Genomic DNA, 25,930 nt, shown 5'->3' with positions numbered 1-25,930 from the left:
AGGCGGCGCGGGCCTCGCTCAGGCCTCGTCGACCACCGGGTTGCGCAGCACGCCGATGCGCTCGATGTCCACCTCGCACACGTCGCCGGCCTTCATGTACAGCGGCGGCTTGCGCGCATAACCCACGCCGGAGGGCGTGCCCATCACGATGACGTCGCCGGCATCGAGCGTCATCGCCTCGCTGAGGATGGCGATGGTCTGCGCCACGCCGAAGATCATGTCGCTGGTCGACGCCCGCTGCATGACCGCGCCGTTGAGCCGCGTCTCCAGCATCAGTCCGGTGGCGCCCGGCGGCAGTTCGTCCGCCGTCACCACCCACGGGCCAAAAGCGCCGGTGCCGTCGAAGTTCTTGCCCACCGTCCATTGCGGCGTGCGCAACTGGTAGTCGCGGATCGAGCCGTCATTGAAGACGGTGTAGCCGAATACGTGGTCGAGCGCCTGCTCCGGCGTGACATGCCGGCCGCCCCGTCCAAGGATCACGGCCAGCTCGCCTTCGTAGTCGAAGCAGTCGGAGACGCGAGGACGCACCAGCGCCTGGCCATGCCCGACCAGGCTGGAGGCAAAGCGCGCGAACAGCGTGGGATAGGCCGGCGGCTCGAAGGCAAACTCCTGCGCGTGGTCGCGATAGTTCAGGCCCAGGCAGATGATCTTGCCCGGATGCGCGCTGGGCGGCAGCAGCGCCACTGCGGCGGGATCGATCGCGATGCCCGCGCCCAGCGCCTTCACGGCATCGGCGCGGCGGCGCGCATCCATGCGGGCCAGCGCCGAGGCATCACCCGGATAGCCGGCCTCGCCTTCGAACAGCGCACGGAATCCGCTGCCGGCATCCGCCGCCATGCCCACGCGTTCGCCCTGCCGGAAGCGCAAGAATCGCATTTCAGATCTCCGCGCGTCGCAGGCCCTTTGGACGTCCGAAACCTGCTCGCTACCCGTGCGAGCTTACTACGCCGGTTGGCGCCGGTCCGGCTCGTCGCTCAGCGACCGGCGCAGGCCTGCGGGGTCGTCATCGCACCATTGGGTTGGCAGCCAATGGCCTCGGCCGCGGGCTCCGGCTGGGGCATGCCGGGGCGATAGGCCGGATAGGACGGCGCCGGTACCGGTGTTGCCGTGCCGGTGCGGGCCGCCGCCAGCGAGAACGCGGCTTTCGCCGCGAAGGCGAGCGCACCGCGCGACACGTTTTCGGTCGCCGAGGCGGTCGCCGGGAAGACCGGCAACGAGGCCTTGCCGCTGGCCGCCGGAATGAGTCGCCGGCCATCCGCGGCGACATGGCCAGCAAGGGGCTCGCGGTAAGTGCTGTCGACTCGACCGTCCTGTGCTGCCGCCGGGTCGATCGATGGCGCCTGCCCGGGTGTGGCGGGCGAGGAAAGCGTGCGCAACGGTGCCTGCTGCGCCCAGGCCGGCCATGCGGGCAAGGCTGCCACGGCCAGTCCGGTCCAGAACAACAAAGACAGCTTCATGAGCGATGACTCCTCTTCCATGGGATGGGTCCTGTCATGGCCGGGGCGAGCGCGACGGACGACGCCGCGGCGAGGCCTGCCCGAATCATAGTCTCGCGGCGACGGTGCTTGCTGTAGCGATGCCGGCTGCGGCGACCCGAACCGCTTATGCGACGGCGGGGATGCAGGCTGGCGAGCGGCGAAGCGTTCCCCGTATGCTGGATCCGGCGGCAGGGAACCGCCCTCGCCCGCCGCCCTTCCGATCACGGAGCACCAGCCATTGAGCACGACCTCGTCGACCGGCAGCCTCGTCTGCGTGGGCATTGGCATCACCCTCGGCTCGCACATCAGCCCGCTGGCGCGCAACCACATCGAACGTGCCGAGGTGGTGTTCGCCGGCGTCTCCGACGGGGTCGTGGAACTGTGGCTCAAGCAGATGCATGCCGATGTCCGCAGCCTCCAGCCCCTGTATGCGGAGGGCAAGTCTCGCCGGCAGACCTATCGGCAGATGGTCGACGCCATCATGACCGAGGTGCGTGCCGGCCGGCGTGTCTGCGGCGTGTTCTACGGCCACCCCGGCGTGTTCGCCTGGGCGCCGCACCGGGCGATCCGGGTGGCGCGCGAGGAAGGCTATCGGGCGCACATGGAACCGGGCATTTCGTCGGAAGACTGCCTGTACGCCGACCTGGGCATCGATCCGGGCAGCGTGGGCTGCCAGCACTTCGACACTACCCAGTTCATGCTCTACCGCCGCCGCATCGACCCCAGCGCCTGCCTGATCCTGTGGCAGGTCGGGCTGGCCGGCGAACAGACCAGCAAGCGCTTTGCCACCGGCGCGGCCTATCGGCAGGTGCTGGTCGACGTGCTGGCGCGCGACTACCCGCTGGACCACGAAGTCATCGTCTACCGGGCGGTGACCCTGCCGATCCAGTCGCCGCGCATCGAACGCCTGCCGCTGGCGGCCCTGCCGCAGGCAGAGCTGACCATGTCCGACACCCTGGTGGTGCCGCCGGCCCGCTCCATGCAGCCAGATCCCGAGGTGCAGTCGCGCCTCGCCGCGCTGGATCTCGCCCTGGAGGCCTGAGCGGCGGGACCCGAAAGGTTCCTAGCACCTGCCTGCACACTTCTGACAAAGAAGGGCGATATGATCCGACCTTCCGGCGCTCCCCGGGGAGGGGGAGAACGGGAAGTCAAGGAACTACTTCACGTCAATTGACCATACAGGGGGTAAGGCCATGTCGGACGTCATCGAATTGCTCGAAAGGATGGGTGCGGACGCCGAGCTGCGGCACGCTACCTCGGAAGAACTCGCCCAGGTCGTGGCGGACACCCAGGTCGACGCCGCCCTTGGCGCCGCGATCATCGCCAGGAGCACGGCCGAGCTTTACGCGCTGCTGCACCAGGGACCGATGTTCCACGTGCAGACGAATCCGGGCAAGGAAGAGGAAGAAGAAGAGGAAGAAGGCGACGAGGAAGAGGAAAAGCCTTCGCAAAGGAAAGGCGCCCACGCGGCGCTTCGTGCCGACGATCGCACCAGCACCGCACTGAACTAACCCACGCCATGCTCCTGCAAGGCTACTCAAGCCGCAGGTGTCTGACAGGAGCCTTCCTTCTCCTGGGTCTTTGCGTGGGAACGGCTGCCATGGCCGTTCCCACGCTCGATCATCCGGCGCAGCTGCTTGATCGCGCGGATGACATCAAGACGACCAATCACGCCGAATTCGTGAAGATCCTCGGGCGGCTTGACCAGGACGCGGCCAACCTGCCCGCCGACCAGCAATGGCTGTTGCGCTATCTCGACGCCTGGCAGCAGGCATTCGACGGCGACTACGCGCGCGCCGGCGTGGCCCTCAAGACCATCGCCGAGCAGGCGCCGGATGCCGCGCTCCGGCTGCGCGCGACGGCGACCCTGATCAATATCTTCGGCTTCGGCCATCGCTACGAAGAAGCGTTTGTACAGCTGAACCGGATGGGCGACCTGATGCCCCTGGCCAGCGACAAGCAGGCCCGCTTCGATGCCATGAGCGAGGCCACCCAGTTCCTCGTCATCGCCGGACAGTATGAGCTGGCGGGCGAATACGCCGAGCAGATGTTCCAGAACATTCCGCCCGGCAAGACGGCCTGCCGGCCGTCCTATTTCAAGCTGCACGCACTGTTCCACAGCGGCAAGAGCCGGGTGACGCGCGCGCAGTTCCAGCAGGCCATCGACCTGTGCACGCAGGGCGGCGAATCACTGATCGCCAACGCCATGCTGAGTGACATGGCCACCTTCGACATCGAGGAAGGCCGCGCCGCCGTCGCCACGCGCCTGCTGGAAGAGCATTACCCGGAAGTCGAGGGATACCGCTATCCGGCCCTGATGGAATATTTCAACGTCCTGCTGGCGAGGGGCTACCTGAAGCTCGGCGACGTGGCCAGGGCGAGGAAGTTCGCGCTTGCCACCATCGCCAGCGCGATCAAGGACGAATACAGCGAGCCGCTGCGGCAGACCTATGAGTTGCTGTACCGGCTCGAAGCGCAGCAAGGCAACGCACGCGCCGCGCTCGACTATCACGAGAAATACATGGCGGCCGACAAGGCCCACCTCAGCGACATCGGCGCCGGTGCGCTGGCCTACCAGACCGTCAAGCAGCAGCTGCTGGCCAACCGCATGCAGGTGGACACGCTGGCCAAGCAGAACCGGATCCTGCAACTGCAGCGGGCACTCGACCTCAAGGCGGTGGAAACCAGCCGGCTGTATATCGCCCTGCTGCTCACGGTGCTGGCGTCGATCACCTTGCTGTTCCTTCGCCTCAAGCGCTCGCAGATGCGCTTCATGCGGCTGGCGACGCAGGACAGCCTCACCGGCATCAGCAGCCGGCAGCATTTCGTCGACGCCACCGAGCAGGCCTTGCGGCTCGCCGCCCGGACCACGCGCTGCGCCTGCCTGATCCTGATGGACCTGGATCACTTCAAGCAGGTGAACGATACCTACGGCCACGTCACCGGCGACCTCGTGCTCAAGCGCGCGGTGGCGGCATGCCAGCAGCACCTTGGACCACGCGATCTGTTTGGCCGCCTGGGCGGCGAGGAGTTCGCCATCCTGATGCCCGATTGCAGCGCCGCGCAGGCGCGCGAACGCGCCGAGCGGCTGCGCCAGGCGATTTCGGCCACGCCGCTGTGGGGCGAGACGCGAAACGTGGTGATCAGTGCCAGCTTCGGCGTGGCATCGACCGACCGCAGCGGCTACGAACTGCGCCAGCTGATGATCGATGCCGACAACGCGCTCTATTGCGCCAAGCGCGACGGGCGCGACCGCGTGGTGTACGGCGACAGCGATGACGCAGCCTCGGCGTCCCGCGACGGCGTGTGCGAACACGTACCACCCGCGGATGTCATGGACCTGCCGCCCTTTTCCAAATCGACCGGCTAGGGTTGGCGCGGGCGCGGAACCAGCGCGTCTTCACCGGGATCGGCCAGCACGGCCTGCGACGACATCAGGCCGGCCCAGCCATTGGCCAGGCGCACGGTGTCGCTCGCGCCCGCGGGGGCGACGCCACGGCCGGAATAGACCAGCAATACCCCATCGGGATTTTGCCGCGCCCACTGCGCGGGATCGGCGACCTCGGTCAGCGGCTCAGGCAGCCGCGCCAGAAACGTCACCAGTCCCGGATCATTGCCGGTGCGCGCCACCGGCACGCCGCGGACCTGCAGGCCCGACACTTTCTGCGCGATGACGGCCAGGTCCAGTGCGCCCAGCGCCTGCAGGTGGATCAGGGGAAGCAGCGCCATCACCAGCAGCAGCGTGCCGAGCGCGGTGCGCCGCTCCACCCGCGGCTGGCGGCTGCGCAGCATGTACAGCACGGCTGCGACGATGAGCACGCCCGACAGCAGGTAGAGCCACGTCGCCACACTGTGCTGCATGTGCCCGCGCCCCACCGGTTCGGTGCCCACCATCGCCCACAGCAACAGGCCCAGCCACAACACGACCAGCACCCACCAGCGCCGCATCGACAGCAGCGCCGGATCTTGGCGCACCCAGGCGCCGAACACGATGGCCACGCCCGGAAGCAAGGGCAGCAGGTAGTGCAGTTGCTTGCCGCTCACCAGGCAGAAGGCGACCAGGGTCGGGATCGACGCGGTCGCGCCGAAGCGCACCGCGCGCGACTGGCGCCAGGTCGCGAACGCGCTGCCCAGCCGGCGCCAGCGCGCCAGCACCGGCCACGGCAGCACGAGTACCGGCAGCCAGGGCAGGTACCACCAGAACGGGCGGTTGTGCGCAAAACTCTCCACCACCCGCCCCGTGGTCTGGCGCAGCAGCAGGTTGGAGGCGTCCTGCGCACTGAGGTCGTGCACCGCAGCCCATGCCCAGAGCAAGGCGGGCAGCCCGCCGAGCAGCACCACCAGCAGCATCGCGCCGACCCTTCGCCATGGCAGCGGCGGCACACCGCCATGCCACCAGCGTGCGGCGAGCATCGGCGCGGCCAGGTGCAGGAAGATCACGGGACCCTTGGCCAGCACGCCCAGGGCGCTGGCGACGAAAAGCATGAGCAGCGCCCTGCGGCCACCCGTCTGCGTGGACTCGACGACGGCGAGGAAGCCAAGCAGCACGCACAGACACAGCAGGATGTCGAACATCACCACGCTGCTGAACAGCGTGAAGAACAGGATGCCCAGCAGCAGCCAGGCCGCCTCGCCGGACGCCTCGGGTGACAGGCGACGTTCGATGCGCTGGCATAGCGCGACGCAACCGGCCCCGCACAGCAGCATCAGCGCCCGCGCCGACCACAGCGACACGCCGAGCACGCTCCAGCAGAGATTCAGCAGCCAGAACAGCAGTGGCGGCTTGTCGAAATACGGCAGGCCATTGAGGTGCAGCGTGACCCAGTCACCGCCCTGGCGCATTTCCCAGGCCACGCTCAGGTAGCGGGTTTCATCGATGGGCACGGGCGGCAGCACTGCCAGCAGCGGCAGCAGCAGGAGCATGACCAGCGCGGGTGAGGCGCCTAGTCCATCGCGGACACGTGACCAGGAAATCATGGAGGCATCTTGATGGGCCTGCCTTACATAATTCTTAGGCTCACACTACATCAAAGTGTCCGCGCTCACCCGGGCTGGCCCGCGGGCTGCCCCGGCTTCGGCAAGGTGAAACCAATCAGCGCCGGCATGATCAGCAGGACCAGCGGGTACTGCAGGGTGAGCCCGGCGATGATGGCGATCGCCAGCGGCTGCTGGATGCCGGCACCCGCCCCCAACGCCAGCGCGAGCGGCACCAGCGTGAGGATCGCCGCCAGCGTGGTCATGGTGATGGGACGCAGGCGGTCCCGGCTGGCGGCGCGCAATGCGTCGCGCGGCGGCATGCCTTTTGACAACGCCACGTATTCGGACACGTAGAAGATCGCCATCTCGGTGCCCATACCGATGATCATGGTCATGCCCATCATCGCCGTGATGTTCAGGTCGACCCCACACAGCCACAGGGCAATGAACACCGCCGAGGCCGAAAACAGCGAGCAGCCCATAACGATGAGGGCGATGCGGGTGCGACCGTACAGGAACAGCAGCAGCACGAACTCCGCCACCAGGGCGACCAGGAAGACCTTGCCCAGGCCGATGAAGGCGATCTGTTGCTGCTGGTACAGCCCACCCAGTTCGTAGCGCACGTCGGCGCCGAGCATGCCCGGCTGCGCGAGCAGCTTCTTCACGTCGGCGACCGCGGCGCCCATGCCGCGGCCTTCGATGCGTGCGGTCACCGCCACCATCTGCTGCAGGTCTTCACGGGAGATCTGCGGCTGGCCGGTCACCGCGGTGAGCGTAGCCACCCGTCCGAGCGGAAACACATGGCCATCAGGCGCCCGGATCGGCAGCGCGGCGAGCTGCGGCATGCGCCACTGGTCGGCGCCGGGCATGCGCACGCGCACGCCCACGCTCTTGATCGCCTGTGGCAATTGCGTGGCCACCACGCCCGCCAGCGCGTTGTCGACGGCCTGGGTCACCGCCTGCACGGTCATGCCCTCGAAACCGGCCTTGTCGGCATCGACCTGCACATTGAGCGCATCACCGGCCAGTTGCACGCCGTCCTTGATTTCCACCACGCCGGGAATGCCGGCGATGGCCTTGGCGACCTTCACCGCCTGCGGCACCAGTTCGCGCGGGTCGGCCGCGTACAGCTTGATCTCGATCGGCTGCGGCACCGCCGTAAGGTCGCCGATGAGGTCCTCCATCAACTGCGCCAGCTCGACCTGCACGCCGGGTATCTCGTGCTCGACGCGATTGCGCACGTCACTCATCACCTCTTCGGTGGCGCGCGCATGCCCGGGCTTGAGCCGCACGAAGAAGTCGCCGTGATAGGACTGGCCGAGGTCGCCGCCCAGCCCCGTGCCGAGCCGGCGCGAGAACGTGGCCACTTCCGGCATCGCGCGCAGGATGCCCTCGACCTGCGCCACCTGGCGATCCGTCTCGGGCAAGGACGTGCCCGGTGCGGTGAAGTAGTCCATCACGAAGCCGCTTTCGTCGACCGATGGCATGAATCCGGTCGTCACGCGCGTGTAAGCCACCGCGCCCACCACCAGCAGGGGCATGATGGCGGCCAGCATCCACGCCGGTCGCCGCGCGATGCGGTCATACAGGTGGGCGTGCGTGCGCGCCAGCCAGCCCTCCTGGTGCAGCCCCGGATCCTGCCACTTCCTGAAATCGACGAGTCGGCGCAACAAGGGCGGCACGACCCACGCCGCCACCATCCATGACACCGCCAGCGCGCTCGCCATGGTGATCGACAGCGCCTTGGAGAACGCGCCGGTCACGCCACTGAGCAGGCCGAGCGGGATGAACACGATCAAAGTGGCCAGGCTCGAACCGGTGAGCGGCGCGAGGAATTCGCGCGCCGCCGGCAGCACCGCCGCCGTGCCGCCATGGTGTTGTGCACCGGCGCGGCGCGCGACGTGCTCCACCATCACGATGACGTCGTCAATCACCAGGCCCACGGCGGCGGCGATGCCGCCGAGGGTCATGATGTTGAAGCTCATGCCCAGCACCTGCAGCAGCAGCACCGTCACCGACAGCGTGACGGGAACCACCAGCATCGCGATCAGCGTCACGCGCGAGTTGCGCAGGAACAGCAGCAGCACCACCGCGGCGAGCACCAGCCCGATCAGCACCGCGTCACGCACGCTCTTCGCCGACTGCACCACCAGCTCACTCTGGTCATACCAGCTCTTGAGCGTGACGCCGGCAGGGAGGCGGAACGCGGCGAGCTTTTCACGCACCTGCGTGGCCACTTCCACGGCATTGCCGTCGGGCTGTTCGAACACGTTGAACAGCACGGCAGGCCGGCCGTCTTCGCTCACCTTGATCCACTGCGGCACGTAGCCGTCCCGCACGGTGGCGACGTCAGCCAGCCTGACCCAGCCATGCGGGTCGCGCTTCACCACGATGCGGCGGACCGCCTCGACCTGCGACAGCGAGTGGTCGGCCACGACCAGGTAGAGCTTGTTGCGATCCTGCACGCGCCCCACGGCCTGCAACTGGTTTGCGCCGGCAATGGCCGTGGTCAGGTCGTCGAGGCTCAGCTCGTACTGCGCGAGCTTGCGCGGATCGGCCTCCACCTGCAGCTCGGCCGTCTCGCCGCCCTGCACGTCGACGCGTGCCAGCCCCTGCACCGATGCCAGCAGCGGCGTGATCTGGTACTCCGCCAGATCGCGCAGCGCGACCGGTGACAGCGTGTCGGATTGCAGCGCATAGGAGATGATCGGGAAGACCGTCGGGTCCATGCGCCGCACGTTGTACGTGGCGCCCGCGGGCAGGCTGGGCAGGACGCGTGCAATTGCCGAGTTCACCTGCAGGGTGGACGCGATCATGTCGCGACCCCAGCCGAAGTCGATCGAGATCTGCGCCGAGCCGCGCGTGGTTTCCGAACGCAGCCCCTCCACGCCTGGCACGGTGCGGATCGCTTCTTCCACCGGGCGCGTCAACAGCAGCGAGGTCTGGTCGGCCGGGCGATCGCCGGCATCCAGATCCACCACCACGCGCGGAAACGACACCTGGGGAAACAGGCCGACCGGCAAGGTCAAGGCACTGGCCAGGCCGGCGATGGCCAGCGCAAAGGCCACGATCAGGATGGCACGCGCGTGCCTGGCCAGGAACGCCGGCCCTTTCATGGCCTGGCGCCCGCCGCGGTGCGCACCGCCATGCCGTCGTCGAGCTGGGTGGCGCCCACGGTGACCAGGGGACGATGCGGGTCGAGCGCGCCGCTGGCCACGCTCACGCTGTCCGACTCACCCAGCACACGCACCGGTACGCGCACGGCCTTGCCGTCCGCCACCTGGAATACGTGGCGGTCGGCCTCGCCGCCCTGCACCGCATCGCGCGGCAGCAGCCAGCCCTGCCACTGGCCGATGACGATGTCGGCACGGAACCCTTCGCCCGCCACCAGCGCACCGTCCGGCACCACCTCCACGTCCACCTGGTGCGTGTGCGGATTCAGCGCGCGCGCCACGCGACGCACGGCGCCGTGCATCGGCGCCGTCGCATCCAGCGGTGACAGCGTGGCATGGGCGCCCGCCTGCACACGCGCCATCAACTGGCGCTCGACGCCCACGGTGACGACCAGGCCATCGCCGCGCTGCAGCGACAGCAGCGCGGCGCCGGGCTGCAGCACGTCGCCCTGGGCGGCATCGACCGTGGCGACGATGCCGTCGAACGGCGCCGTGAGTTCGATCACCGGGGCACGCCCCTGCTGCTCGACGAGTGCATCGAGATTGCTTTGTGCGTCCTGCAGCGCCTTGTCGGCCTGGTCGAGCTGGTCGCGCGTGGCAAGCTGCTGCGCCATCAACTGCGCCGTATGGGCGCGCTGCGCCTCGGCCAGCGTTCGTGCGCCCAGCGCCTGCTGGTAGGCAGCGACGGCCGCGGGTGCCAGGGCGAAGCTCAGCAGGTGCTGCCCGCGCTTCACCGACGCACCCGGCGTGACCTCCCAGCGCGTGACCCGACCCGCCGCCTGGATGCTCAGCACTTGCGCGGCGTCGGCCGCCGGCCCCGCCGTGCCGTAGGCCATGATCGTCTCGGGCAGGCTGCCCTGTTGCAGCGGCACGGTCGATACCGCCGCGCTGACGGCATCCTTGTCGGCCGATTCGTCCGCGGCGCACGCCGCCAGGGCCAGCACGAGGGAAGTGGCGATGAGCAGTCGGCGGATCATGGGGCGAATACGTCCTGGTCCAGTGAGCTTGGCATGCCGCGTCCAACCAGCAGCTCCAGCGCAGCCTGCTGCTCGAGCAGGGTCTGCTCGAGCGTGAGCATCGCCAGCTGCCGGTTGATGGCCGCGACTTCGAGATCCACGTAGCCGCGCATGTCCAGCAGGCCGCCCTGCCAGGCGATCTTCGCCTGCGCGGCCGCGCGCACGGCATCGGCGGTCACCGGCGCCAGCGCCAGCCACTGCGCGCGCGCCTGCGCGTACTGCGCCAGCAAGGCGTCGACTTCGTCGCGCGAAGTGGCCAGTCGCGTGCTGTATTCGTGGTGCAACTGTTCGCGCGTGGCGCTCGCAATGGCAATGTTGCCCTGGTTATGGTCGAACACCGGCAACGCGAACGAAACGGACGGACCGCCGTTGCGCACCCGGCTATTGTCCTGCGAGGCGTCGTAGCCAAGGCTCAGCGGCGGGAACTGCGCGAGCACGGCGGCGCGCAAGGTCGCTTCCTGCGCCTGGTAACCGAGCTGCAGCGCCACCAGGTCGGGCCGGCGGCGGCTGATGCTGTCGGCATCGCTGCGGATCGACGCGGCATCGAGCGCGGGCGGTGCCAGGGGCGACGCCAACGGCACGCCCACATCGGGCCTGAGGCCCAGCAGCGCGGCCAGCTGTTGTTGCTGGTCGAGGTGGCGACGCTGCAGATCCGCCAGGGCGGCGCGCGCATCGGCGGCCGCGGCGAGATCGGGCGCCACCGCCAGTCGCTCCAGGTTGTTGCGGTCGACTTCATGGGCAATGCGCGATTCGCGTTGCGCGAGCCACTCCAGCGCCTGCCGCTGCAGCAGCAGCATGCGCTCGCCTTCGACCAGGTCGATCACCAGCAGGCGCGCCTTGCCCAGCGTCTGCCACTGCTCCCACAACAGGCCAGCGTCCACCTCGTCCGCCGCGGCCCGTGCAGCTTCGCGGCGGGGGCGCAGGGTGATCAGCGCGGTGATGTCCTCGCTGATCGATGCCGTCCACGCGGTGGCGTCGCCCGGCCCCGACAGCAGGTAGCCGATGCTGCCGCCCACGGTGGGATTGGGCAGCAGGCTGTCCTGTTGGCGCTGGGCCTGGGCCACCTGGTGACGCGCATGCATGGCCAGCAGGTCGGGGTTGTTGAGCAGGACCAGGCGCTCCACCGCGGCGGCGTCCAGCGGCGGCGTGGCCTGTGCATAGCCGTGCAGCGCCGACAATTCGGTGGCGGAGGCCGCCTGTGCCGGCAGTGGCTTTGGCGCATAGGTCGCGCAACCGCCGAGCAGCGCACCCAGCAGGGCCGCCGTCATGCAGCGCACGCGGACGCTGCCGCTTCGATGACAGGAATGTTTCGGCGTCAACACCAACGGGCCCGGGAGCATGGAAGAGACGCACACGGTAGCGGACTTGCCTTAGCGTCAGCTTTGCACCGCCCGCGCGACCGCCCGCAACCCCGCGATGCCGCGCCGCACCGGCGGCTACAGCACGCCAGCCTCCGGCTGTCGCAAGGGAAATCGCACGCAGACCCGCAGCCCGTGACCATGCGGCGAGTCTAGCAATTGAATCGAGGCGTCATGCAACTGCGCGGCGCGTTGCACGATGGAGAGCCCGAGCCCGTAGCCGTCGCCGCGACTGGCGCCTTCGCGATGGAAGCGCGCAAAGACGGCGGCGCGCCGTTCGGGGGGAATGCCCTCGCCGCTGTCGATCACGTCGACCACCGCGTAGCCGGGCTCGCGGCCAACGGCCAGCTGCACCGTGCCGCCGTCCGGCACATGCCGCAACGCGTTTTCCAGCAGGTTGCGCAACAGCGTCGCCAGCGCCACTTCATAGCCGCGTATCGTCAGCGGACCATCGGCGAGGCTGACATCCAGCTCGACATTGCTTTCGGCAATCGCCAGCGACATGTCCTCGATGACCGACGCCGCCACCGCGGTCACGTCCACATCGGTGCGCTGGTCCGAGCGCGAACTGCTCTCCAGCCGCGCCAGCGACAGGAGCTGCTCGACCCGTCGTGCCAGTGCCGCCAGGCTCTGTCGCGCACCGGCCAGCGCTTCGGCGGCATCCTGCGTGTCGCGCGTGGCCTCGGCGTTCTCGAGGTTGATCATGGTGGAGGCGAGCGGCGTGCGCAGCTCGTGGGCCACGTCCGCACTGAAGCGGCGTTCGCGTTCGAGCGCATCCTCGAGGCGCGCGAACTGCCCGTTGAGCGCCGACAGCACCGGTTCCAACTCGCGTGGTGCGCCGTCGACCGCCAGCGTGTCGTGGCTGCCGGGCTGGCGTCGTGCCAGGGTGCCGGCCAGTTCGTCCAGCGGACGCAGGCCGCGGCGCACGGCCCAGCCCACCAGCAAGGCCAGTACCGGAAGTGCGATCAGCGGCGGCAGTGCATGCTCGAGCCACAGCGCCAGCGTGATGTCGCGGCGGCTGTCGTTGCGTTCGGCCGAGCGGATGACGATGCCCTGTGCGGTCACCGGCAAGGTAAACAGGCGCCAGTGATAGTGATCCAGCTGCACGTCGTGGAAGCCGACGCTGCCCGGCACCGGTGGCGGCAGGGCGGCGAGGTTGCCGGTGACCAGCAGCGCATGCCCCGAGCGGTCGTAGACCTGGAAGCCGACCTCCGACTCGTAGGTGTGCCCGTGCAGCACCAGTTCCTGGGTCGCCTTGGGCACGATGGGCACCACCACGCCCTGCCCCATGGCCTGCGATTTCAGCGCATCCACGCCGATCTTCTCAACCAGCACCTGCAACGTGCGCGCCGATTGCGCCAGGCGTCCGTCGGACAGTTCGCCCACTTCCTGCACGGTGCGCCGGAAACTGTAGGCACCCAGCGGCAACAGCACCACGGCAAGCACGCCAAGGATCAGCCAGCGCAGGCGCTCCCGCAGACTGCCGGCCCTCACTGCGGGTCCTGCGTGATCATGTAGCCGAAGCCGCGCACATTGCGCACCGTGTCGAAGCTGAGCTTGCGCCGCAGCGAATGCACCAGCACCTCGAGCGCGTTGTTGCCGACCACGTGGTCCAGTCCATAGAGCGAATTCTCCAGGCTCTCGCGCCGCACCAGCCGCCCGGCGTTTTCCATCAACGCCTGCAGCAGCGCGAACTCGCGGCGGGTGAGGTCGACCGGCTCACCGCGAAATGTCACTTCCGACGTGCCCAGGTCCAGGCTCAGCGCCCCCACATCGATGCGGTTGACGGTGAGGCCACGCATGCGGCGGCTGAGCGAACGAATGCGTGCCGCCAGCTCCTCCACGTGGAAGGGCTTGATCAGGTAATCGTCGGCACCGGCATCGAGTCCGTCGACGCGCGAGGAAAGCCCGTCGCGCGCGGTCATCACGAGGATCGGGGTATCGACGTGCGCACGCCGTGCCTCCATCAGCACGTCGATGCCGTCCTTGCCCGGCAGGCCAAGGTCGAGCAGCACCAGGTCCGCCGTGCGGTCGCGGATCGCGCTGATGGCCGTACGCCCGTCGCGCAGCCACGACACGGTGTAGCTCAGCCGCTCGAGGGCGCGCTGGATGGCGACCCCAAGCTGTGCGTCGTCTTCGACAAGAAGGATATGCACGAACCGCTGGCTCCCGTCGCCCTGGTTGGACCGCCTGCCAATGGCGGATACGCACCGGGATTATCCGTCAGCCGGCTTATGAAACACTTAAATCCGGTCGGCAGGCCCCGGCGACCGCAACAAGCGCCCTTGGCGCGGGGGGAGGAACCAGGCCGCGGGGCCCCTGCGCCGGCAGGTTGTCTCAGTTTCTGAGACAGGCTGCCGCTGCAATGCCCGTCCCCCGGACGGAGCACGCCGATGAATGCCTTGCCCAACCCACTGGCCCAGCGCGCCTTGCGACAGGACGGCGAGCCCGGCGCCCCCGTGGCCGGTGGCGGGCAGCTGGCCCGGCGGCTGGCGAAACGCTACGGCGACCGCATCACCGGCGCCTTCGTGCTGCCCGGCAAGGAGGGCCAGTTCGCCCCGTTGCCCGGCGACATGCCGCCAGCGCTCGCGCAGGCCTTGCGCGCACGCGGCGTGGAGCAGCTCTACGCGCATCAGGCGCAAGCCTGGAATGCCACCGCCGCGGGCGAGCACGTGGTGATCGCCACGCCAACGGCCTCGGGCAAGTCGCTGTGCTACACGCTGCCGGTGATCAGCGCGGCCATGCGCCAGCAGGCCAAGGCACTGTTCCTGTTTCCTACCAAGGCGCTGGCGCAGGACCAGGTGGCCGAGCTGCTGGAGCTCAACAATGCCGGCGCGCTGGGGGTCAAGGCGTTCACCTTCGATGGCGATACGCCGGGGGATGCGCGCCAGGCGATACGCCTGCACGGCGATATCGTGGTGAGCAACCCGGACATGCTGCACCAGGCGATCCTTCCGCACCACACCAAGTGGGCGCAGTTCTTCGAGAACCTGCGCTATGTGGTGATCGATGAAGTGCATACCTATCGCGGCGTGTTCGGCTCGCACGTGGCCAACGTGCTGCGGCGCCTGCAGCGCGTGTGCGCGTTCTACGGGGTGTCGCCGCAATTCATCCTGTGCTCGGCCACCATCGGCAACCCGGCCGAGCATGCCAGCGCGCTGATCGAGCAGCCGGTCACCGCCATTACCGAAAGTGGCGCCCCGGTGGGCGAGAAGCACGTGCTGCTGTGGAATCCGCCGGTGGTGAATCCCGACCTCGGGCTGCGCGCCTCGGCCCGCTCGCAATCCAACCGCATTGCGCGCACGGCGATCCGCGCCGGCCTGAAAACGCTGGTGTTCGCCCAGTCACGCCTGATGGTCGAAGTGCTGACCAAGTACCTCAAGGACGTGTTCGACAGCGACCCGCGCAAGCCGCCGCGCATCCGCGCCTACCGCGGCGGTTACCTGCCCACCGAGCGCCGCGCGGCCGAGCGTGAGATGCGCGCCGGACAGGTCGACGGCATCGTCAGCACCTCGGCGCTGGAGCTGGGCGTGGACATCGGCGCGCTCGACGTGGTGGTGCTCAACGGCTACCCCGGCAGTGTCGCCGCCACCTGGCAGCGCTTCGGCCGCGCGGGCCGACGGCAGCAGGCCTCGCTCGGCGTACTGGTGGCCAGCAGCGATCCGCTCGACCAGTATCTGGTGCGCCATCCGGAATTCTTCCAGGGCTCGTCGCCCGAGCATGCGCGCATCGCGCCCGACCAGCCGCTCATCCTGCTCGACCATATCCGCTGCGCCGCGTTCGAGCTGCCGTTCGTCCATGGCGAACTCTTCGGTGCGCAGGACGCCACGCCATGGCTGCAGGTGTTGTCCGAGGAGGGCGTGCTGCACCAGGAGGGCGAGCGCTTCGAATGGATTGCCGACAGCTACCCGGCCAATGCGGTGTCGCTGCGCTCCGTCGCGGACGGCAACTTCGTGGTGGTCGATCGCACCAACGGGCGGCAGACCATCGTGGCCGAAGTGGACTTCAGCGCCGCCTCGCTCACCCTGTACGAAGGCGCGATCCACATGATCCAGTCGGTGCCCTACCAGGTGGAGCGCCTCGACTGGAGCGGCCGCAAGGCCTATGTCACGCGCACCCACGTCGACTATTACACCGACGCCATCGACTACACCAAGCTCAAGGTGCTCGAGGCGTTCGACGGTTCGCCCGCCGGTGCCGGCAGCGCCCATCACGGCGAAGTGCATGTCGCGCGCCGCGTCGCCGGCTACAAGAAGATCCGCTACTACACGCACGAGAACATCGGCTACGGCCCGGTCAACCTGCCGGACCTCGAACTGCACACCACCGCCGTATGGTGGCAGCTGCCACAACGCGCGCTGGACCAGGCGTTCGATCATCGCCAGCAGGCGCTGGATGGTTTCCTCGCCGCCGCCCATGCGCTGCATATCGTCGCCACCGTGGCCGTGATGGCCGAGGCACGCGACCTGCAGAAGGCGGTGGGCAGTGGCGACGGCGCGTGGTTCGCCACGCCCGATGCCAACGGGCGTGCGCAGATGCGTGCGAGTTTCGGCGAGGGCGATGCGGCCACGCTCGGACCCTTCGTGCCGACGCTCTATCTCTATGATGCGTTTCCCGGTGGCGTCGGCCTCAGCGCGCCGCTGTACGAGCGCCGCGAAAACCTAGTGCGACTGGCGCGCGAACTGGTGCAGCGTTGCGACTGTCGCGCCGGCTGCCCGGCCTGCGTGGGCCCGGTGCTGGCGGTCGACGAGCAGGGCGAGATGCCGCTGAAGTCACTCGCCACGCGCGTGCTCGACCTGATCGCCGCCCTGTGAACACGCTTGCCGACAAGCTGCGCGGGCTGCGCCGCCAGGCAGGTGTTGCTGCCGCGGCGCCGCCGCGTCGCCCGGCACCGCCCGCCAGCCATCAACTCACCCAGCTGCTGGGCGTGCGCCAGCGCGCCGGCGGCACGCCCCGCCGCGCGGACGAGTCCATGCCCCTGCCCGGGCGCTGCATCGCACCGGGCCTGCACGTGAGCGAGACCACCGGCCCATGGCCGCCTGCACCTCCCGCGTTCCACGCCGGCTTTGCGCGAATGGACGAAGTGATCGACCCCGAGCGACTGCTGCTGTTCGACACCGAAACGACCGGCCTGGCAGGAGGAACCGGCACCCGCGCCTTCATGATCGGCGTGGCCGACTGGCACCAAGGGCAGTTTCGCGAACGCCAGTTGCTGATCGCCACGCTGGCCGCCGAGTCGTCCATGCTCGACTGCTTCGCGTCATGGCTGCACCCGGATACGGTGCTGGTCAGCTACAACGGCAAGTCCTACGACTCGCCGCTGCTCAAGACCCGCTTTCGCCTGCATCAACGCGCCTGCCCATTGGCCGGCCTCGCCCATATCGACCTACTGCATCCTGTTCGCCGTCGCTGGCGTGGCGTGTGGGAGAACTGCCGCCTCGCTACCGTCGAACGCCAGTTGTTGCGCGTGGTGCGCGAGGATGACCTGCCCGGCTCTGATGCGCCCGCCGCCTGGCTGGGATTCCTGCGCGGCGGCTCGGCCGAACCACTGCATCGCGTCGCACGCCACAACAGCCAGGACCTGCGCAGCCTGGGCGGCATCCTTGCGCACTTCGCGGCCGACCCGTAGGCACCTGCAATCCGCCGTCAAGGCGTCGAGGCATCCACCACCTCGATGGTGGTGACGTTGCGCACCCAGCGGGCGGGGCGCTTGTCCTTGGGTACGACCAGGCGGAACGGGCCGTCCTGCGACAACGGCTTGCCGTCCCTGCTGTCGGCGACGATCACCACCGCACCGCCAAAGTCTTCATCGAGCTCGGCCGCACTGAACACAACCTGGTAGCCGTCCGCCCCGGTCACGCGGACCAGCCTGGCCAGGGCGCGCCCGACCAGCGCGTCACCCGACACCACGCACGTGCGGCGCACGATGTCCTGCAGCGCCACGCCCTGCCAGGTAGCCGGTTGCTCGCCGTGCGCGGCGGCGGTCGCCGTGGCCCTGGGCATCAGCGCCAGCGCTGCACGGTCGAGACGATCGGCCGGCTTGCCATCGAGCACCAGCTTGATCGACGGCGAGGCGGGCGGATTCGGGGCGGGTTCGGCCGCAAAGGCCGAGCACGCGAAGCACAACAGACAGCTGGCGAGGAAGCGAAGACTCATGGGCTGACGTCCCTTCGGGGCCTGCGTTATTTCACTGCGTCACAGGCCTGTTCGTGCTGGCCATCGCGCTGCACCAGCTTACGCTGATCCGGCTTGCCGGCCAGCACGAACTCGAAACCATAGGCGTGCGGCGACATGGCCACGAGTGACAGCGAGCCGCCGTCGCTCCTGCACGAGGCGACCTCGCTACGCCACGCACCGAAGTGGAACAGCGTGTTCTTGCCGGCGCGTGGCCGTCCAAACCTGCCGGGCGCCGAGCCACGACATGGATGTGCGAAACGTTGCCACGCGTCACAAGCCGTACACACTGATCGTCGCAAGAACTTGCAAGCATTGCCTGCCGACAAGACGCTCCGTTAGATTGCGCGGCGCGCATGAGCGCAAAATCAACATAGGGACAGGGGACACAATGCGTAAATTGCTTCTTTCCGTGCCGTTGGGCGCGGCGCTGGCGGCTGCGTCTTTCGCAAGCCACGCACAGACCGGCGGCAATGGCGACTTCTTCGTCAATGGCAGCGTGGGTTCCACGCACGCCGACATCCAGGGCCTCACGGACCAGAACAGCACCGGCTACAGCGTCAATGCGGGCTATCGCTGGAACGACACCTGGGGCCTGGAAGCGGGCTACGTCGACCTCGGCAAGCCCAAGGCCAATGGTTACTTCATCAACGGCTACTCCTACAACCTTGCACTCAAGGTCACGGGCTGGACGCTGGGCGCCAACGGCAAGTTCAAGTTCGCCCGGGACTGGTATGTCAGTGCCCGCGCCGGCGCGTTCTTCTCCACCTCCAAGCTCACCGTCTCCGGCATGTCCGGCGACGTGAGTGCCAACGACACCAACCTGTACGTCGGCATGGGCCTTGGCTACAACATCACGCGCAACCTCGGCGTCAGCATCAATTTCGATCGCTACGAAGCCAAGGCCGACGGCATCCTCACGGGCACCAATAACCCGTACCTGCTCTCGGGCACGCTGGAATACCGCTTCCCGCTCTGACGCCGTTCCGGCGTAGGCAAGCGAGCCTCACGACGTTCGGGCCACGCTGGCGTGGCCCGAACGTTTTGCACCTACCCCCAGAAGCGCAGGTCATCGACCTCAGTGGTCGCGGCTTACTTCCGCAGGCGCGGCATCGCCGGCCTTCTGGGCGAGCGGCAGGGCGTCGTTCACTAGATGGGTCAGGAACCGCCCCGGCTGCTCCTGCATCATCATGTGCGCGGAGTCGGCAAACGACACCAGCCGCTTCGACGGTGCCTGGATATCGTCAAACCACTTTTCGCTCAGTTCGTGCGCCGTCGTGTAGTCGTGCTGCCCCACATACACGATCACCGGGCAATCGAACCGCGTGACCTTGTCGAAGTTCACGGCCAGCAACGGCTGCAGCAGATGGTTGAGGGAGAACAGGCTGCCCTTGCCGATCGCAGCCAGGTCGGCCTTGCTGTAGTCGGGCGACAGCGATTCCGCATCGTCTTCAAACTGATAGTCCCGGCGACCGTAGGCAAGGCCGCCGTAGTACATCTCCCACTTGCCGCGCGTGCCGATGTTGTCCAGCGTCAGCTTGGGGCCGGGATACGGTGCCATTGCCTTCAACTCGCGCAAGGCCTCCTGATTGCCTTGCGCCGTGGCCTCGCGCAGGGCAAAGGCGTAACCCACTTCCTCATTGCGGCGCCCGTTCACCACCTGGCCCACCGAGATGTACGCGTAGAACCACTCGGGATGACGCTGCGCGAGCTGCACGCCCAGCACGCTGCCCCACGAATGCCCCATCAGGAAGATCTTCTGCTTGCCGTAGCGCTGCTGCAGGTACTGCACCACCTGCGCGGCGTCGTCGGTCATGCCGTCGACGTTCATGCCCGGCGCCATGGCCTGCTCCGTATTGGCCGCATAGGTCTTGCCGGCACCGCGCTGGTCCCACTGCACGACGGTGAAGTAGTCCTCCCACGGCGTCTGGAACGTATAGGCCTCCGGCATCGCCGGCGAGGCCGGCCCGCCATGCAGGAACAGCAGGATCGGATTGCGCTTGTCCTTGCCGCGGATCGACAGCCACTGGTCGATGCCACCGATGCGCACCTTGGTCATCTCGTCGATGCCATTGGGCGAGACGATCTTGCGATTGCTCTCGAGGATGCGGGTGACCTCGTCGCGCGACATCATCGCCGTCTGGCCCTGCGCCGGCGCCGCAGCGGTGTCGGCCGAGGCACCCGTCGCTGCCATGGCTGCAGTCAGCGCCAGCGTGAAAAGAAAGGACATGCGGAACTTGCTCAAGGGAACTCTCCTGTTCGCATTTCGGTTAACCCATGCCGGGCCTGGTGAGCCCGGCGGCCATGGGAAGTGACCGCCACCGGTGCTCTCACACGAACACGGCGTCGTTGCTGCTGACTAGTGCAAGTCCGGTGCCAGCGTTGGAAGCACGACTTTTCAACCACTTGCCGACGGGCCGGCGCGCCGCGGCAGCGTCCGCGGACAGCATCACGGACGTCCGGCCTGCCACGTGGCAGCGGACACACGCTCAAGGCGGGGGCTGTGGCCACCGCCCGGCGCTCGTGGGTTCGTTGCGCGGCGCCCACGGACGCCTGTGCAAAATGCAGCGGACGCGAACCGGGCGATCCGCTCGCCCTGACTGCAAGACCGACGCCACGGAAACCCACTCCACGCGGAGGACAGCTGCCATGAGCCACTCGATGAGCCCCGCCGATCCCCTCGCGTCGATGGCCGACGCGTCGGGCCTGGACCTGGTCGAGCGCGTCTCCGAGATGTGCTTCGGCCTGTTCATGGCGCTCTCGTTCGTGGGTGCCGTATCGACCGGCGCGCCCGAAGCCGATGCCGGATCGACCATGCTGCGGGCCGCCCTCGGCTGCAACCTCGCCTGGGGTCTGGTCGACGCCCTGATGTATCTGGTGCACACGCTGTCGGGCCGCGGCAGCCGGCTGGCGCTCGCGCTTGCGGTGAAGAACGCGCCCGACGCCGCCGTCGGCATCCGCATCGTGCGCGACGCGCTGCCACCACTGATCAAGACCCTCACCGCGGACGCCGACCTGGAACCGCTCCGGCTCAACCTGGCCAACCTCGCGACCCTGCCGGACCGCCCGCGGCTGCACGGGATCGACCTGCTGCGGGCGCTGCGCGTGTTCCTGATCGTGGTGCTGACGACGTTTCCCGTCGCGCTTCCGTTCGTGTTTCTGGACGACGTGGCCAGGGCGCTGCTGATCTCGCGCCTGCTGACCCTGGCCATGCTGTTTGGCGGTGGCTTTGCGTTGGGCCGGTACGCCGGCTTCGGCGCCTGGCAGGGCGGCCTCGGCATGATCGTTCTTGGCGTAGGCCTGACCGTGGCGATCATCGCCCTGGGCGGATGACGTGGAGCAGCGGTTGCTTGCGCATGGCCGATGAAGCCGCCATGCGCAAGCAACCGCCGCCAGTGCGTGTCGTCGCGACCGTCAGTTGCGCGGCGCGATGATTTCGCTGAGGTAATCGGGCGTGCCTTCGACGCGCACGAGGTGCGGGTATTGCAGGCCACCGTGGTAGTCCACCGCGACCGTGCGATACACGCCCTGGTACTTGAGCAGCAACTGGATCGGCGCCTTGCTGTCCTTGGCCGCCGCGATCGCGCTTTTCAGCGCATCGACCGAATAGTCCTGGCCGTTCACGCCAGCGAGCGTGGCGCCGGTGCTGACGCCGGCCTTGAAAGCCGGCCCGTTCCAGCGCACGTCATTGACCTGCCCCTTGTCATTCATGGTCAGGCCGATCGACCAGGCGAAGTTGTACAGATGACGCGCAGGCTCCGAGCGGCTGTTGTACTGCTTCTCGAACGCGCTTTCCTGGTCGGTATAGACCAGCTTCCAGCCGGTCGCCGCGATGCCGTTCTGCAGCGGCGGGTTGAGCGTGTCGACGCGCGCACGCAGGAAGCTGGCCCAGTCGAAGCTGGCCACGCCATTGAGGGCCGCCACCACGTCGTCGAATTCATAGGTTTTGGTCACGTAGCTGCCGTTGTCGACGCCGAAGAAAGCGCGCGCGAAATCGTCCAGCGATTTCTGGTCGTGCGTGAGCGCGCGCAGCTTGGCATCCACTTCCAGCCACATCATCTGGCCGCCGCTGTAGTAGTCCTCGCTCATCTGCCAGCTGCGGTACGGCAGGCCCGAGCGGCGGGCGGCGGTCGGGTCATTGGTGGTGTCTTCGAGCGTGCGCCAGTGGAAGCCCACGCGATTGCGCTCGTAGTTGGCAGCCACCATGGCCATCGCGTCGAGGAACTGCTGCCGCGTCCACATGCCCGAGCGTGCGGTCAGCACGTAACCCCAGTACTGCGTCTGCCCCTCGTACACCCACAGCAGCGAATCACCCATCGGCACGTTGAAGTTGGGCGTCCACAGGTCGGCCGGACGACGGAACTTGCCGTTCCACGAATGCGCGTACTCGTGCGCCAGCAGGTCGCGGTCAGGCGCGGCGTCGCTCCAGCCGGTGAAGTAGTCGGTGCCCAGGCCGTCCTCGCTCGACTGGTGGTGCTCGGTGCCGTTGCCGCCCAGCTGATCCGAGAGCGAGAACAGGAAGTCATAATGGTCGTAGTGGTGCGAGCCGAACAGCTTCACCGCCTGCGTCACCAGCGCCCGATGCACGGTGAGCTGCTCGGGCGTCATCTCCAGGTACTTGGGCGCGTCGGCGACGATGTCCAGGTGCACCGGCGCGTCGCCGCCCGGATTGAGGTCGACACGCTTGAAGTACTGGCCCGCGTAGATCGGCGAATCGACCAGGTTGTTGAACGTCACCGGCTTGAAGGTGACGCTGTCGCCGGACTGCGAAGCCGTTTCCAGCGCGGTGCCGAACTGCCAGCCGTGGGGCAGCTTCACGCTGGGTGCGAAGTTGATGCCGCGCGAATAGTAGCCGGCCGGATAGAGCGCGACCTTGCTCCACTCCATGTCCATCATGCGATCGGTGATGTCGAAGCCCTCGCTGTCGGTGCGGCCCGACAGGTACTGGAACTCGGCATCGAGCGTGGCCACGCCCGCCGGTACGTCGAGATGGAACGCATACACGTTGTACTTGTCGCGCTTCCACATCACCGGCTTGCCATTCGCGCTGAGCTTGAGCCCGGCGAGCATGGCGATGGGGCCGGTCGGCGAGTGGTCGCCGGGAATCCACTGCGGGTACAGCAGGGTCAATGCACCCGCCTTCACCGGAATCGATTCACGGACACGGAAGATGCCCTGCGCCGTGTCGCTGGCATCGACGTGGATGGTCACCGTGCCCGGGTACTTCGTGTCCTGCGGCGGCGGCACGGCGTCCGCATGTGCCTGCTGCGCACCGGCATGACCCGCCGCCAGCGCCATCCCTACGGCCATGGCCAGGCACGAAAACTTGCGACGCGCGGCAACTGCAGGAACGAAGTGACGAACACGGGACATGAGAGGCTCCGGCAAGCGGGTGGATGATCCGGCAACTTAACACCACCCGGGCCGGTCAGCGCCAGGGTGGTGTCGACAGCCTGCCCCGCCCGCCGTCCGCTGATCCGACCGTGCGCCGCGCGGGGCCGGCGGCGGACATCACGATCCCGACCGGTCGCCGCGAGACCCGGTCGATCGCGGGCTAAGGGTCCGCATGGAAGGTGAAGTCGATCCTTCGCTGGAACACACTCTCGAACGTGTTGTACGGCAGCGGGCTGGACTGCATGACGGCCTCTTCCGCTGCCTTGCGCCCCAGAGCGTCGTAGGGGCAGCTCGCATCAACCTCGGCGTTGATGACGTCACCGCCTCGAAGCTGGGTGATGTGGACAAGGCAGGGCGCCTTGGCAAGGCCAGGCGGCCGCACCCAGTGCGAAGTGACCACCGCCTGGATGGCCTTGAGGTAGCGCGCGATGGCGTCATCATCCTGCTTGGTCACGACACGGCCAGGCGCCACCGGCCCGCCCGCCGATGCGCCCTGCCCGGCCTGCGACGGGTTGGCGCCGGACGAACGCCGCGCACTATCGGCCTCGTCGATCGCTTTGGACAGCGCATCCAGCTTCTGCTGCATGCAGGCCTTGTCGCAGGGCTGAGTCGCCGCTGCGGAAGAAGATGCCTGCCCCGGCGCAGACGAAACCTGCGGGCAAAAGGCGACAAGCCAGATCCAGCCATACCACCTGCGGAACATATTCCCCCCATAACGTACCTCCGCTTCGGGTCGGAAGCGGACACTTCGGAACCAGCTGTTGTCAGGCACCACACTGCACATCGTCACCTTGACTGGCGGTCATGCCCAGACCCAACGCTAGTTCACGCATTCAGTGACCGTACCGCGCCCTGTGGGCGCGAAGCACCCGGTGAACGTGCCAGCGCATTGATTGCCCTGCTCCGTCTCCACGCACTCGCTTTGACACTCGTTTGAACTCTTGCACACCTTGCCGCCGTCCGTTGTGTGCAGCAGGCAGTACTTCGTGACGTTTTGCGGTCCTGCGAAAATCCACTGCCCGCCCCGCGCCACGCACGCAGCCTCTGTCTGCGGTATCGAAAGCTTCTTGATGGGCGCATCGACTGCTAACGCGCCACCCGAGAGCGTACAGGTGAGCACGAAGAGCAATGAGCGACATTCGACGATCTTCATGCCTGGACACCTCTCATGGTCTTGCGTTCGCGAGCGTCGGCTTTGGGTTCAAAGCGGACCTTGCCACGATGACTCATGGCTAGCAGCCACCCGCAAGACCGTGAAGGAATTCACTCAACGCCTCCGCCAGCGTTGCGGGTGCGACGTAGTAGACCCATCCCAGTGAGCCACCTACGAAGTACCCGAGAATCCCTCCCCCGACAGCCTGAGCGGCCCTGGCCTTTGAGCGCGTCGCATGCAGCTGCACTGCCCCGAGCACCAGCATCGCCAGCCCTGCAATGGCGAAGGCAAGATTACGGGTAGAAACGGAGCCTCCGCACTGGGACATGCCAAGGTAGAAACCCGCAAGCCCGGCGATCAGGGCTGCACTAGCCGCAGGCACATATGCATTCCGACGTTCCATGTCATCGCCCCTTATGACGAATCCCAGTTGTCACTCCGATTGGCGCCCTTGGCGGTCCGGATTATGTCCGCTTTGGGTGGGAAGCGGACAGTTCGCTAATGGTGCCGGTAAAAGGTCCCGCGAGCATAGGTCGCGCTGCGACGACGGCCCTATTGACGAGGAACGTTGCTGGACGTATAACTGATCAGTCACTCATTTAACGACCGAGCCCCAGCAGACATGGCACGTACGAAAAGCGAAGATCGGCGCCAGGCCATCCTGTCGGCAGCTGCCACGCTCATTGCCAGCGAGGGGCTCGGAGCGGCGACGGCAAGTATCGCCAAGGCAGCGGGTGTCCCCAGTGGATCCGTGTTTACTTACTTCGAAACCAAGAACGAGCTGGTCAACCAGCTCTACCGGGAATTGAAGCTGGAACTGGTTGCCGAGGTGTTGGCTCAGCTGCCCAAGAAAGATCCCAAAAAACAGCTCCATCACATCTGGACGCGATGGACCGATTGGGGTGCCGCGTTTCCAGAGAAGCGACGGGTCCTGGCACAGCTGACTGTTTCCGATGAGATCTCCGCGGCGTCGCGTGAGCACGCCCTAAAAGCTGCTGCGCCGACGCTAGAGGTGATCGATCAAGTTCGACAACAAGGCGTATTGAAAAGTAGGAGTTTGGCTTTCGTTGGCGCCATCGTCGAGGCCATGGCCGCCACCACAATGGACTTCATGATTCGCGAGCCCAAACAAGCGGCGCACTATCGCGAAGCAGGCTTCGAGACCCTCTGGAAAGCCATTAGCTAATGGCTTTTTTTAAACATCATT

Annotated in this window: 21 protein-coding genes; 8 read left to right on the top strand and 13 right to left on the bottom strand. The window is 67.4% G+C overall.

The features are described 5' to 3' along the window. Positions 1 to 18: 18 nt before the first annotated feature. On the bottom strand, positions 19 to 876 hold the full coding sequence (locus ACXU4B_RS11155; RefSeq protein WP_131412526.1) for a fumarylacetoacetate hydrolase family protein: 858 nt from the start codon (positions 874 to 876) through the stop codon (positions 19 to 21). A 98-nt stretch (positions 877 to 974) separates the two neighbouring features. Beyond that, positions 975 to 1,457 (bottom strand): hypothetical protein, encoded by a 483-nt coding sequence (locus tag ACXU4B_RS11150; protein WP_131412528.1) that lies wholly within the window; start codon positions 1,455 to 1,457, stop codon positions 975 to 977. Positions 1,458 to 1,716: 259 nt separating this feature from the next. On the opposite strand from ACXU4B_RS11150, the gene ACXU4B_RS11145 reads away from it, so the two are divergent. From ACXU4B_RS11145 to ACXU4B_RS11135, 3 genes are all read left to right on the top strand, one after another. Next, a complete protein-coding gene (locus ACXU4B_RS11145) occupies positions 1,717 to 2,520 on the top strand; it encodes an SAM-dependent methyltransferase (protein ID WP_240734161.1) in 804 nt (267 codons plus the stop codon). A 151-nt stretch (positions 2,521 to 2,671) separates the two neighbouring features. Continuing rightward, positions 2,672 to 2,989, top strand: coding sequence for a hypothetical protein (locus ACXU4B_RS11140; RefSeq protein ID WP_131412530.1), 318 nt, complete (start codon positions 2,672 to 2,674; stop codon positions 2,987 to 2,989). 89 nt (positions 2,990 to 3,078) lie between these two features. Then, positions 3,079 to 4,848: a GGDEF domain-containing protein gene (locus ACXU4B_RS11135; protein ID WP_131412532.1), complete on the top strand. Its 1,770-nt coding sequence runs from the start codon at positions 3,079 to 3,081 to the stop codon at positions 4,846 to 4,848. On the opposite strand, the gene ACXU4B_RS11130 is transcribed toward ACXU4B_RS11135, so the two are convergent. From ACXU4B_RS11130 to ACXU4B_RS11105, 6 genes are all read right to left on the bottom strand, one after another. Then, positions 4,845 to 6,455 carry an ArnT family glycosyltransferase gene (locus ACXU4B_RS11130; RefSeq protein WP_131412534.1) on the bottom strand — a complete coding sequence of 537 codons (1,611 nt, stop codon included), beginning with the start codon at positions 6,453 to 6,455 and terminating at the stop codon, positions 4,845 to 4,847. The two genes, ACXU4B_RS11135 and ACXU4B_RS11130, sit on opposite strands and share 4 nt — an antisense overlap. A 65-nt stretch (positions 6,456 to 6,520) precedes the next feature. After that, complete coding sequence (locus ACXU4B_RS11125) at positions 6,521 to 9,571, bottom strand: efflux RND transporter permease subunit (protein WP_131412536.1); 3,051 nt, start codon at positions 9,569 to 9,571, stop codon at positions 6,521 to 6,523. Continuing rightward, entirely contained in the window at positions 9,568 to 10,605 is a 1,038-nt protein-coding gene (locus ACXU4B_RS11120; RefSeq protein WP_131412538.1) for an efflux RND transporter periplasmic adaptor subunit, read from the bottom strand. Before ACXU4B_RS11120 ends, ACXU4B_RS11125 begins: the two co-directional genes overlap by 4 nt. After that, complete coding sequence (locus tag ACXU4B_RS11115) at positions 10,602 to 11,912, bottom strand: TolC family protein (RefSeq protein ID WP_165583232.1); 1,311 nt, start codon at positions 11,910 to 11,912, stop codon at positions 10,602 to 10,604. The genes ACXU4B_RS11120 and ACXU4B_RS11115 overlap by 4 nt, the downstream gene beginning before the upstream one ends. Before the next feature lie 168 nt (positions 11,913 to 12,080). Next, positions 12,081 to 13,496: an ATP-binding protein gene (locus tag ACXU4B_RS11110; protein WP_131412542.1), complete on the bottom strand. Its 1,416-nt coding sequence runs from the start codon at positions 13,494 to 13,496 to the stop codon at positions 12,081 to 12,083. Further along, complete coding sequence (locus ACXU4B_RS11105; protein WP_131412544.1) at positions 13,493 to 14,158, bottom strand: response regulator; 666 nt, start codon at positions 14,156 to 14,158, stop codon at positions 13,493 to 13,495. Before ACXU4B_RS11105 ends, ACXU4B_RS11110 begins: the two co-directional genes overlap by 4 nt. Positions 14,159 to 14,395: 237 nt before the next feature. On the opposite strand from ACXU4B_RS11105, the gene ACXU4B_RS11100 reads away from it, so the two are divergent. Continuing rightward, positions 14,396 to 16,816 carry a DEAD/DEAH box helicase gene (locus tag ACXU4B_RS11100; protein WP_131412546.1) on the top strand — a complete coding sequence of 807 codons (2,421 nt, stop codon included), beginning with the start codon at positions 14,396 to 14,398 and terminating at the stop codon, positions 16,814 to 16,816. After that, positions 16,813 to 17,631, top strand: coding sequence for a ribonuclease H-like domain-containing protein (locus ACXU4B_RS11095; protein WP_131412548.1), 819 nt, complete (start codon positions 16,813 to 16,815; stop codon positions 17,629 to 17,631). Before ACXU4B_RS11100 ends, ACXU4B_RS11095 begins: the two co-directional genes overlap by 4 nt. Before the next feature lie 17 nt (positions 17,632 to 17,648). On the opposite strand, the gene ACXU4B_RS11090 is transcribed toward ACXU4B_RS11095, so the two are convergent. Next, the gene (locus ACXU4B_RS11090) at positions 17,649 to 18,158 is read right to left on the bottom strand and encodes a molybdopterin-dependent oxidoreductase (protein WP_131412550.1); all 510 of its coding nucleotides are present in this window, start codon (positions 18,156 to 18,158) and stop codon (positions 17,649 to 17,651) included. Positions 18,159 to 18,567: 409 nt separating this feature from the next. Between ACXU4B_RS11090 and ACXU4B_RS11085 the strand changes: the two genes are divergently transcribed. Then, positions 18,568 to 19,155: an outer membrane beta-barrel protein gene (locus tag ACXU4B_RS11085; RefSeq protein WP_165583233.1), complete on the top strand. Its 588-nt coding sequence runs from the start codon at positions 18,568 to 18,570 to the stop codon at positions 19,153 to 19,155. 99 nt (positions 19,156 to 19,254) lie between these two features. Here ACXU4B_RS11085 and ACXU4B_RS11080 read toward each other — a convergent pair whose 3' ends face one another. Then, positions 19,255 to 20,421, bottom strand: coding sequence for an alpha/beta fold hydrolase (locus tag ACXU4B_RS11080; protein WP_240734162.1), 1,167 nt, complete (start codon positions 20,419 to 20,421; stop codon positions 19,255 to 19,257). 404 nt (positions 20,422 to 20,825) lie between these two features. Here ACXU4B_RS11080 and ACXU4B_RS11075 point away from each other — a divergent pair, with 404 nt between their 5' ends. Then, positions 20,826 to 21,509 carry a hypothetical protein gene (locus ACXU4B_RS11075; RefSeq protein WP_205746598.1) on the top strand — a complete coding sequence of 228 codons (684 nt, stop codon included), beginning with the start codon at positions 20,826 to 20,828 and terminating at the stop codon, positions 21,507 to 21,509. 81 nt (positions 21,510 to 21,590) lie between these two features. Here the strand turns inward: ACXU4B_RS11075 and ACXU4B_RS11070 are convergent, their stop codons facing one another. The 3 genes from ACXU4B_RS11070 to ACXU4B_RS11060 form a co-directional block, all read right to left on the bottom strand. Continuing rightward, the gene (locus ACXU4B_RS11070; RefSeq protein WP_131412554.1) at positions 21,591 to 23,549 is read right to left on the bottom strand and encodes a M61 family metallopeptidase; all 1,959 of its coding nucleotides are present in this window, start codon (positions 23,547 to 23,549) and stop codon (positions 21,591 to 21,593) included. A gap of 181 nt (positions 23,550 to 23,730) precedes the next feature. Further along, the gene (locus tag ACXU4B_RS11065; protein WP_165583234.1) at positions 23,731 to 24,156 is read right to left on the bottom strand and encodes a cell envelope integrity TolA family protein; all 426 of its coding nucleotides are present in this window, start codon (positions 24,154 to 24,156) and stop codon (positions 23,731 to 23,733) included. A 234-nt stretch (positions 24,157 to 24,390) separates the two neighbouring features. Then, entirely contained in the window at positions 24,391 to 24,723 is a 333-nt protein-coding gene (locus ACXU4B_RS11060; protein ID WP_131412558.1) for a hypothetical protein, read from the bottom strand. 622 nt (positions 24,724 to 25,345) lie between these two features. Between ACXU4B_RS11060 and ACXU4B_RS11055 the strand changes: the two genes are divergently transcribed. Beyond that, a complete protein-coding gene (locus ACXU4B_RS11055) occupies positions 25,346 to 25,909 on the top strand; it encodes a TetR/AcrR family transcriptional regulator (RefSeq protein ID WP_131412560.1) in 564 nt (187 codons plus the stop codon). The last annotated feature ends 21 nt before the right edge of the window (positions 25,910 to 25,930 follow it).

The organism is Dyella soli (assembly GCF_054482295.1).
This window is presented reverse-complemented; position numbering and strand designations above follow the sequence as displayed.